1 protein-coding gene and 1 pseudogene are annotated in these 592 nt (G+C 69.9%); both read left to right on the top strand.

What is annotated here, in order from left to right; translation table 11 throughout:
• The first annotated feature begins 34 nt into the window (after positions 1-34).
• On the top strand, positions 35-379 hold the full coding sequence (locus H7965_RS30270; protein WP_186774130.1) for a transposase: 345 nt from the start codon (positions 35-37) through the stop codon (positions 377-379).
• A 23-nt stretch (positions 380-402) separates the two neighbouring features.
• A pseudogene (locus H7965_RS30650) lies at positions 403-592 on the top strand (transposase); the annotation flags it as partial.

Raw genomic sequence — 592 nt, 5'->3', positions numbered from 1 at the left:
GGCTATCTTGGGATGAGCGGTCCGGAGGTGGTCGATGCGGACGCTTTCGAAGTCGGCGCTGCGGGTGGCCGGTGAGGCGCTTGCGGTGGGGCGGACGGCACTGCCTGCCTATGGCAGCCACTACTCGCGGCATGATTATACGCAGCCGCAACTGTTCGCCCTGCTGGTGCTGAAGCAGTTCCTCAGGACCGACTACCGTGGTCTCGTCGCGGCGGTTGCCGAGTGGCAGGAGCTGCGCCAGGTGCTCGGGCTCCGGAAGGTGCCGCACTACTCGACGCTGGCCTATGCGGCGCACCGGCTGCTGGCCGGCGCGGAAAAAGGGGGACCTTCCGGCGCGCTCAGGCCGCGGTCGTCGCCCGTGCCCATGCAGCGGGCCTGATCGATGCTGCACCGGTGGCGGCCGTGGATGCGACCGGGCTCGAGACCCGGCATGTCAGCACCTACTTCGGCCTGCGCCGCGGGGGCTCGGGACATCGCCAGAGAGCCTGGCCGAAGCTCACCGCGGTCGTCCACACCCATTCGCACCTGATCCTCGGCGCGGTTCCCGGCGTCGGACCGAGCCAGGACTCGCCCGACTTCGCCCCGGTAGTGC

The organism is Siccirubricoccus deserti (genome assembly GCF_014283215.1).
GTDB classification, from domain to species: domain Bacteria; phylum Pseudomonadota; class Alphaproteobacteria; order Acetobacterales; family Acetobacteraceae; genus Siccirubricoccus; species Siccirubricoccus deserti.
Note: the sequence above shows the minus strand (reverse complement) of the source record. Positions and strands in the feature narration are given on the sequence as shown.

Excerpts from the sequence above, each read along its gene's own strand:
- H7965_RS30270 (WP_186774130.1), top strand. The coding sequence starts at position 35 with ATGCGGACGCTTTCGAAGTCGGCGCTGCGGGTGGCCGGTGAGGCGCTT.